We start from the raw sequence: 314 nt of genomic DNA, 5'->3' as shown, positions 1-314 counted from the left end.
CGAAAAGGCCGAGCACAACAAGGTCGGCGATCTGAGGGTAAAACTCGACGAGTTGCGCACCCAGTTGAACGTGGCCATGCGCGATGGGCGTTGGGAAGAAGCCGGCCGCCTGCAAAATGGCGACATCCCCCAGGTGGAACGGCAGATCGCCGCCGCCGAGGAGGATGAAGAGACCCCGCTCGAACCCATGATTGCCGAAAAGGTGGGGCCCAGCGAGGTTGCCGAGGTAGTCGAAGCGTGGACCGGCATTCCCACTGGCAAACTGCTAGAGGGCGAACAGGACAAGCTGTTGCACATGGAAGACGTCATTGGCG

Annotated in this window: 1 pseudogene; it reads left to right on the top strand. The window is 61.1% G+C overall.

The window, feature by feature from the left end:
* Window positions 1-52: 52 nt before the first annotated feature.
* Window positions 53-314, top strand: a pseudogene (locus tag QP363_RS12865) (ATP-dependent chaperone ClpB); the annotation flags it as partial.

The organism is Corynebacterium sp. UMB6689 (genome assembly GCF_030215295.1).
In the GTDB taxonomy this organism is placed as follows: domain Bacteria; phylum Actinomycetota; class Actinomycetes; order Mycobacteriales; family Mycobacteriaceae; genus Corynebacterium; species Corynebacterium aurimucosum.
Note: the sequence above shows the minus strand (reverse complement) of the source record. Positions and strands in the feature narration are given on the sequence as shown.